This is a genomic window from Pseudomonas antarctica (assembly GCF_900624995.1).
In the GTDB taxonomy this organism is placed as follows: Bacteria; Pseudomonadota; Gammaproteobacteria; order Pseudomonadales; family Pseudomonadaceae; genus Aquipseudomonas; species Aquipseudomonas antarctica.
In genome coordinates this window covers 25,128-32,688 of sequence record NZ_UYXQ01000039.1, presented here as the reverse complement: position 1 = coordinate 32,688, position 7,561 = coordinate 25,128, and the positions used below count along the sequence as shown (strand labels likewise).

The following is a 7,561-nucleotide window of genomic DNA, read 5'->3' as shown; positions in this document are numbered from 1 at the left end:
TGCGCGATTTCGGCTACGGCGCCGGCGTGGCCAGCGGCACCTTTCGTTATGGGCTGTCGGACGCGCTCACCCTGGAAAGCCACGCCGAAGCCTCGGGTGACTTGGCCTTGGGCGGTGTAGGTGGCAACCTGCGCGTGGGTAACTTCGGTGTGCTCAACACCGCCGTCAGCCAAAGCCAGTTCGACGGCCGCGCCGGCCAGCAACTGAGCCTGGGCTATCAATACAGCAACCCGCGTTACAGCCTGTCTTACCAGCGGGTGGAGCGGCGCGATGAGTACGCCGACCTGAGCCTGGTCGACACACCCTATGCCAGCCTCAGCAAGCGCAGCCAGCAGGCCACCCTGAGCTTGAACCTGAATGATTTCGGCAGCCTGGGCGTGGGCTATTTTGATGTGCAGGCGGCGGATGACTCGCGCACGCGCTTGGTGAATATGACCTGGAGCAAATCACTGTGGCGCAACAGCAGTTTTTACCTGTCGGCCAACCATGAGGTTGGCGACAGCAGTTGGGCGGTGCAGGCGCAAGTGGTGGTGCCCTTCGACGTGTACGGCAGCCTCAGCGTGGGCAGTGAGCGCAGCAAAACCGGGCAGAGCCAGCAGCGGGTCAACTACAGCCGTGCCGTACCCGCCCAGGGCGGTGTGGGCTTCAACCTGGGGTACGCCAGCGGCGATGGACCGGCTTATCGTCAGGCCGACCTGACCTGGCGCCTGCAGTCGGTGCAATTGCAGGCGGGCGTGTATGGCAACAGCGACGCGCACACCCGTTGGGCGGATGCCAGTGGCTCGCTGGTGTGGATGGACCACCACGTATTCGCCGCCAACCGCGTCGACGATGCATTCGTGGTCGTGAGCACCGATGGCGTGGGTGGCGTGCCGGTGCGCTATGAGAACCAGGTGGTCGGCGAAACCGACCGCAACGGGCACTTGCTGGTGCCGTGGACCAGCGCCTACTACCGCGCCAAATACGAGATCAACCCGCTGAACTTGCCGTCCAACGTGCAAGTGCCGAATGTCGAACAACGGGTCGCCGTGCGCCGGGGCAGTGGCTACTTGTTGGCGTTCCCGGTGCGCCGGGTGCTCGCGGCGAGCATCACGTTGGTCGATACCCAGCATCAGGACTTGTCTCTGGGCAGCCAGGTACGCCATGAGCAAAGTGGCGCGCTGGCGGTAGTCGGCTGGGACGGCCTGGTCTACCTGGAAAACCTGGCGGCGCATAACACCTTGCAAGTCTCGGTCGGTGACGGCCAAACCTGCCAGGCGACGTTTGAACTGGACACCACGCAGGAGCAGGTGCCGCTGATCGGGCCACTGGTGTGCCAATGACATAGGGAGTGTGCGTGTGCGGGTCAAGGAATGGCTGTTGCGGTGGTTGCCGTTGGCAAGTTTGGGTATGTCTGCACAGGTACAGGCCGTGTGCTCGGTGGTCGCCACGGTACCGGCCAGTTTTGGCACGACGGTGAGTTCGATGACGGTACGTACCACCTCCCAGCCCAGCTCAACCACCAATGGTGGCTTGAGCTGCACGCCGGCGCTGCTTTCGGTCTTGACCTCCAATGACCATTTTTACGCGACCATCAGCGGCTCAGCGCAAGGGGGCCTGGTCGGGCCGACCGGGGACGTTATCAACTATACGATCTACGCCAACAACACCACCGCGTTCCCGATGACGCGCGGCACCGCGTTCGACTTTGGTGGCAGTGGCGGTATTGCCGCGTCCCTGGGGCTGGTGTTCGGGCCCGGCACAAAAGTTATGCCGCTTTATTTCGCCACCACCCTCGGCAGTAACGTCGCCGCCGGTGTGTACAGCGAAACCCTGAGTGTGTTCTGGAACTGGAACTATTGCTCGGGCATTGGCCTTGGCGGCATATGCCTGGGCCGTGAGGTCAACAGCGGCACCACCACGCTGACGGTGAGCATGACTGTGGTCAATGACTGCCAGATCACCACACCGCCGATCGCGTTCGGCAGTGCGCCGGTGGTCAGTGCATTCACCACCGTCAGCGGCCAGGCCAGCGTGGCTTGCACCAAAGGCAGCGCCTACACCGTTGGCCTCAGCGATGGGCAAAACCCGGTGAGTGTGGGCGGCCGTCGGCAGATGGTGTCCGGGAGTAATTTTCTCGCGTACGACATTTTCAAGAGCGCCGGCACCACGCGCTGGGGCAGTGTGGGCGCGGCGCGGCGGGCCAGCTCCACGGCTGAGGTCAACCCTGGCAATGGCTTGGGCACCGGCAGCCAGGTGTTCAACTACAACGCCAAGGTCTACAGCGACCAGACCACACCGCCGGGCGGCACCTACATCGACAACGTCGTGCTGGACGTGGGCTTTTAGAACTTCATCGTCTGCGGGGTCAGCTGACCCACCGGGCTGACCATCGCGTAGTTGTAGCCACTGCCGGACCAGTATTCGGCCTGCAAGCCATCGGCACTGCGGCTGCCACGCGGCAGAAAACCGTTCTCCGGGCCTGGTGGGCGGATGTAGAAACTCATGCGCCGCCCTTGCGGGTCTTCGTACAGCACCATGGCGGCAGCGCCTTGCTCAGTGGTGAGCAAACGCCCGCTGACCGGCTTGAAGCCCGCCTGGCTTAAGTCGGGTAGGCGATGCGCCTGGTTGAAGTAGCGGTCGAGCCAGGCCTGCATGGTGCTGCTGTCCTGGGCGTTGTAGTCGGCGGGCATAATGCCGTCTTGCGCAAACAGGCGGAACGCTTGCATCGCGTCGGCCATCGGCAACATCGTCGGCTGGGTGGCTTCGCGGGCGTGCCAGCCACCGATGCCGCCAAGGCTGACTGCGATCAGCAGCACGGCGGCGCTCGCGAAGTGGCGGCGCGACTGATGCTTGATGCGCCGGCGAATCAGCGCCGGGTCCAGCTCGGGGTTGGCCGGCTGTTGCAACACCCCGCTCAATGACGCGCGCAGCGCTTGCGCATCCTGTTGCCAGGCACGCACTTGGGCTGCGACGTCGGGGTGGGCCGCCAAGTAGGTTTCAAGCACGCGGCGATCGCTCTCCAACAGTTGGTGATCGACGTAGGCATGCAAATCGCGTTCGTTGGGGGGCAGGCTGATCATTTGAGTATCCGCAGGGCAGGGCTGGCAATTTCGCCTTCGCTGAGTTGACGCAAGGCCTGGCGCGCCCGGGACAGGCGCGACATGACGGTGCCGACAGGCACTTCGAGAATAACCGCAACCTCCTTGTAGCTTAACCCTTCGACGGACACCCAGAGCAGCAGGGCGCGCTGCTCGGTGTTGAGTTTATCGAAGGCTTGCAAGGTCGACTGAGCCATCACCGTGCGCTCCACCGAAGGTTGCGCGTCGTCACGGCCGGTAAAGTAATCGAGCATGCGTGCATAGCGCCGGCTGCGGCGGTGGGCGTCGAGGAACTGTCGGTAGAGGATCGAGAACAGCCAGGCACGCAGATCACCTTCGATGCGTTTATCGGCCCAACGGATGATCGCCCGTTCAAGGGTGGACTGCACCAGGTCGTCGGCGCTGCTGGCGTTACGCGTCAGGGACACGGCAAACCGCCGCATCCTGGGGATGAGTTCACGTAACTGTTCGTCGAGCTCGTGCATGGGCGTGGGTTCTGATCGATTGTGCAGAGGAAGACGCTGGCCGACGTAGCTTATTCCATCAACAGCAGTACGAATGTTGCGCTTTTGTATAGGGAAAATCTGCAATGGGAGCGGCCCTGTAATGCCGCTCCCACACCTCAATCAATCCTCGTAACAGCCGGGAACCACTTCGGCAGTTAATTGATGAGGGTGTATGCATGTCATTTTCTCCGATCGATAAACAGTTCTTTTTCCGAGCCGCTCTGGCTCATTTGCCTGCTGCGCCGCGAGTCGTGTTTGAACAATGGGGGTGCGGCCCTACAGCCGAGCCCGCCTGCGACACTGTGCACCACGCCATTGAGGTGCAAGCGGCACGGGCGCCGCAAGCCATCGCTGCAGTGTGGGCGGGCCAGCGTATCAGCTATGAACAGCTCAACCGTCAAGCCAATCGCTTGGCCGTGCGCCTGGTAGAGCAGGGCGTGAAGCGCGGCGACACGGTGGCGCTGTTCGTCGAGCGTTCGATTCCCATGCTGGTAGGGCTTTTGGCGGTGCTGAAGGTGGGCGCCGCGTATGTCCCTCAGGACGCCAGAATCGTACCGACACTGCAACTGAGCATGGTGCTGGAGTCGCTGTCCAGCCCCGTGATTCTGAGCCTGTCGAGCCTGGCCGAGCGTATACCGGCCGATGCAGCCCATCGCTGTCTGGGCCTGGACACGTTTCTGGCCGAAGAGCCCTGGATCGCCCAGGACAACGATCAGGTGTTCGCCGCAGCTGACACCGATGATCTGTGTTTCGTGCTGTTCACCTCCGGCACGACCGGACGGCCCAACGGCGTGTGCGTCAGTCACCGCAACGTGTGCAACCTCCTGTTGACGGAGCCGGGGCGGATGGGCATGGCACCGGGTCGTAATGTGGGGCAGATCCTCAATATCGGGTTTGACATGGCAGCCTGGGAAATACTCGGTTGCTTGGCACACGGTGCGACCCTGCTGATTCGAGGTCAAGATATTGCGCAAACTGCTGCACAGTGCGACGTATTGATCGCAACGCCCTCGATACTGTCGACGCTTGACCCTGAGCAGTGCCCTGACCTCAAGGTCGTCGCAGTGGCGGGAGAGCCCTGTTCCCAGGCGCTCGCCGAGCATTGGGCCAAACACTGCGCGTTCTACAACGGTTGCGGCCCCACCGAAACCACGATCGTCAATACGCTGCATCGGCACGTGCCCGGCACGCTATTGACCATCGGCAAGCCCACGCCCAATAACACCGTGTATGTGCTCAATGAACACGGCCGCGCCTGTGAACTGGGTGAAACCGGTGAAATGTGGGCCGGCGGCGCAGGGGTAACGGTCGGCTACTTAAATAATGCTGAGCTGACTGACGAGCGCTACCGCCCGGACCCCTTTATGGGCGGTGACGCGATGATGTTTCGTACGCGGGACCTGGGGCGCTGGACGACTGAGGGGCAACTTGAACATTTGGGGCGGGTCGATGATCAGGTAAAGGTTCGCGGGTTTCGTGTGGAGCTGGACGCCGTGTCCGCCGCCCTGGAGGCGGGCGATGGCTGCACGCGGGCGGTCACGTTGAAGCTGGACAGTCGCAACCTGGTGGCCTTTGTTTCGCCGGCCAGTGCTGACGTTCAGTCGTGCCGAGCCCGGTGCCAGGAACGCCTGGCCTACTACTGCGTGCCGTCGTCCATCTATGCGATGGAGCATTTTCCACTGACCGCCAGGGGCAAGATCGACAAGGGTCTATTGCTGCAGCGGGCTCGGGAGCGGCACGTGGCGTTGTTGGCGCTCATAACTGAGGGCCCCGGCCATGATTGATGCGCTGACCCGTACCGTTGTGCCGCCCAAGCCCGCGCTATGGCGCCGCTGGACGTCACTGCCGATGTTCTCTTACTACAACCGTCTGTTGGCGCTGGTGCTGATGGGCAACGCGTTTGTGCTGCTGGCTGTCGACGTTCACGCCCTCACCGTTGAGAGGCTCGCGGACATGGTGTTGATCAACCTGTCGGTTGCCATTTTGATTCGCCAGCAATACCTGATCAATGCGCTGTTCTGGTTGGCAACGCGTATACCGCTGTGTTGGCCGTTGCGTATCCGCCGCAGCGCGGCGAAGGTCTACCACATCGGTGGTCTGCACAGCGGCTCGGCATTGGCCGCGACCGCCTGGTTCGCAGCGATGCTCGGTGTTCAAGGCTTACGGTATGTGCAGCACCCAGGTAGCGTGTCGTCGGCCTGGATGTGGATGGCCGCGCTGCTGCTAGGGCTGTTGCTGTTGATGGTGATCATGGCTCATCCATGGGTTCGAGGTCGGTTTCACAACGGTTTCGAACGGGTTCACCGTTTTGCCGGGTGGTCTGTACTGCTGCTGTTCTGGGGGCTGACGCTGCTGGCGTCGATGGAGGATGGGGCGCAGCTATTGCGCAGCGGCTCGTTCTGGATGCTGGTGCTACTGACCTTGAGCATCGCGCTGCCATGGCTACGCCTGCGCAAAGTAGCGGTTGAACATACGCGGCCTTCCGGGCACGCGGTCGTTACCCGCTTCGCTCACACCACACCGTTTGCCGGCTCATCCACGGCGATCAGTCGGCACCCGCTGCTGGAGTGGCATTCGTTTGCCAATATCCCCGCACCGAACGAGGCCGGGTTTCGTTTGATCATTTCCCGGGCCGGGGATTGGACCGGGCGTTTCATCGAGGATTTGCCCAGCCACGTGTGGGTCAAGGGCATTACCACTGCCGGAGTGGCCCGTGTGGAGACGTTGTTCACGTCGGTGGTGTACGTGGCGACCGGCAGCGGCATCGGCCCCGTTATGCCGCACCTGCTGGCGGCATCGGCCCCGATCCAGCTGATCTGGTCTACCCGTAGCCCGAGGAAGACCTACGGTGATGCGTTGGTGGACGAGATTCTGCGAGCACAGCCGAACGCGTTGATCTGGGACACCGATGAGCGCGGTAAGCCCGCCCTTGTGCAACTGGCTTACGGCGCGGTGCAGGTGTTCGGCGCAGAGGCGGTGATCTGTATTGCCAATCAGAGCTTGACGCGGCGCGTGGTGGAAGAAATGGAAGCCAGGGGCATACCGGCCTATGGCGCGATCTGGGATTCGTGATGTAACAGGCGGGCTCAGCACATCAATATTTGGAGGTTTGTATGAATGTAGTGGTCGAGCGTCACGGCCGGGTGGTGTTGCTCCGGTTGAATCGCCCCGTAGTCAAAAACGCATTGAGTTCAGCGTTGATGACGGAGCTCATCACCGGTTTAACGGCCCTGGACCAAGACCCGCAGGTCGGTTGCTTTGTGCTCACCGGCACTGCCGAGTATTTTGCGGCCGGGGCAGATATCAAGGAAATGAGCGGCAAGTCGTACCTGGACATGCTCAACGAAGATTATTTCTGCGGGTGGGAGGCGTTCACTAACCTGCGTACGCCCTCCATTGCCGCCGTGGCCGGTTACGCCTATGGCGGGGGATGTGAGCTGGCGCTGATGTGCGACATGATTTTTGCCGCCGACAGCGCCACCTTCGCCCAGCCGGAAATCAAGCTGGGCGTGATCCCGGGCATGGGCGCGACCCAGCGCTTGACCGGGCTGATCGGCAAGGCCAAAGCGATGGACCTGGTGTTGACCGGCCGGCCGATGACGGCCCAGGAGGCCGAGCAGGCAGGGCTTGTGTCACGGGTGTACCCCGCGGCGACGTTGCTGGAGCAGACGCTGGCGGTGGCGACGCAGATTGCCGGGTTTTCCCGCGCGGCCACCCGAGCAGCACGTGAGGCCGTGGGGCAGGCTCTTGAAGTGGGTTTGCGCGATGGGGTGCGCCTGGAGCGCCGACTGTTTCATGGCTTGTTTGCGACACCCGATCAGCAGGAGGGCATGAATGCTTTTCTGAGCAAGCGCCAGGCCGTATTCAACCAGTCGTAGGAGAAAATAAGGCACAAACGGGATCTGCTGTGAAAATAACTACAGTGCAGGAGGAATAAACCTACGCGAGATTCGTCTCATAGCTCTTTTCCCTCTG

General features: G+C 62.2%; 7 protein-coding genes and 1 pseudogene. 6 read left to right on the top strand and 2 right to left on the bottom strand.

Annotation, left to right across the window (positions count from 1 at the left end):
• Positions 1 to 26: 26 nt before the first annotated feature.
• The 3 genes and pseudogenes from E0F99_RS18235 to E0F99_RS18230 form a co-directional block, all read left to right on the top strand.
• Positions 27 to 983, top strand: a pseudogene (locus E0F99_RS18235) (fimbria/pilus outer membrane usher protein); the annotation flags it as partial.
• Between the two features lie 90 nt (positions 984 to 1,073).
• Positions 1,074 to 1,322 (top strand): FimD/PapC C-terminal domain-containing protein, encoded by a 249-nt coding sequence (locus tag E0F99_RS31185; RefSeq protein WP_423213180.1) that lies wholly within the window; start codon positions 1,074 to 1,076, stop codon positions 1,320 to 1,322.
• Between the two features lie 67 nt (positions 1,323 to 1,389).
• Complete coding sequence (locus E0F99_RS18230; RefSeq protein ID WP_083360409.1) at positions 1,390 to 2,328, top strand: Csu type fimbrial protein; 939 nt, start codon at positions 1,390 to 1,392, stop codon at positions 2,326 to 2,328.
• Here the strand turns inward: E0F99_RS18230 and E0F99_RS18225 are convergent.
• Together E0F99_RS18225 and E0F99_RS18220 are read right to left on the bottom strand one after the other, a co-directional pair.
• Positions 2,325 to 3,062 (bottom strand): anti-sigma factor family protein, encoded by a 738-nt coding sequence (locus E0F99_RS18225; protein WP_083357907.1) that lies wholly within the window; start codon positions 3,060 to 3,062, stop codon positions 2,325 to 2,327. The two genes, E0F99_RS18230 and E0F99_RS18225, sit on opposite strands and share 4 nt — an antisense overlap.
• Positions 3,059 to 3,565 carry a sigma-70 family RNA polymerase sigma factor gene (locus tag E0F99_RS18220; protein WP_083357908.1) on the bottom strand — a complete coding sequence of 169 codons (507 nt, stop codon included), beginning with the start codon at positions 3,563 to 3,565 and terminating at the stop codon, positions 3,059 to 3,061. The genes E0F99_RS18225 and E0F99_RS18220 overlap by 4 nt, the downstream gene beginning before the upstream one ends.
• A gap of 197 nt (positions 3,566 to 3,762) precedes the next feature.
• On the opposite strand from E0F99_RS18220, the gene E0F99_RS18215 reads away from it, so the two are divergent.
• Genes E0F99_RS18215 through E0F99_RS18205 form a run of 3 tightly spaced genes read left to right on the top strand, consistent with a single transcriptional unit; the run spans position 3,763 to position 7,464 of the window.
• Entirely contained in the window at positions 3,763 to 5,370 is a 1,608-nt protein-coding gene (locus E0F99_RS18215) for an amino acid adenylation domain-containing protein (RefSeq protein WP_083357909.1), read from the top strand.
• The gene (locus tag E0F99_RS18210) at positions 5,363 to 6,658 is read left to right on the top strand and encodes a ferredoxin reductase domain-containing protein (RefSeq protein WP_130908849.1); all 1,296 of its coding nucleotides are present in this window, start codon (positions 5,363 to 5,365) and stop codon (positions 6,656 to 6,658) included. Before E0F99_RS18215 ends, E0F99_RS18210 begins: the two co-directional genes overlap by 8 nt.
• Before the next feature lie 41 nt (positions 6,659 to 6,699).
• Positions 6,700 to 7,464, top strand: coding sequence for an enoyl-CoA hydratase-related protein (locus E0F99_RS18205; protein ID WP_083357911.1), 765 nt, complete (start codon positions 6,700 to 6,702; stop codon positions 7,462 to 7,464).
• Positions 7,465 to 7,561 lie beyond the last annotated feature (97 nt).

What these genes read in the sequence shown, in the direction of transcription:
- E0F99_RS18230 (WP_083360409.1), top strand. Translation starts at nt 1,390, where the DNA reads ATGTCTGCACAGGTACAGGCCGTGTGCTCGGTGGTCGCCACGGTACCG.
- E0F99_RS18225 (WP_083357907.1), bottom strand. Translation starts at nt 3,062, where the DNA reads ATGATCAGCCTGCCCCCCAACGAACGCGATTTGCATGCCTACGTCGAT.
- E0F99_RS18220 (WP_083357908.1), bottom strand. Translation starts at nt 3,565, where the DNA reads ATGCACGAGCTCGACGAACAGTTACGTGAACTCATCCCCAGGATGCGG.
- E0F99_RS18215 (WP_083357909.1), top strand. Translation starts at nt 3,763, where the DNA reads ATGTCATTTTCTCCGATCGATAAACAGTTCTTTTTCCGAGCCGCTCTG.
- E0F99_RS18210 (WP_130908849.1), top strand. Translation starts at nt 5,363, where the DNA reads ATGATTGATGCGCTGACCCGTACCGTTGTGCCGCCCAAGCCCGCGCTA.
- E0F99_RS18205 (WP_083357911.1), top strand. Translation starts at nt 6,700, where the DNA reads ATGAATGTAGTGGTCGAGCGTCACGGCCGGGTGGTGTTGCTCCGGTTG.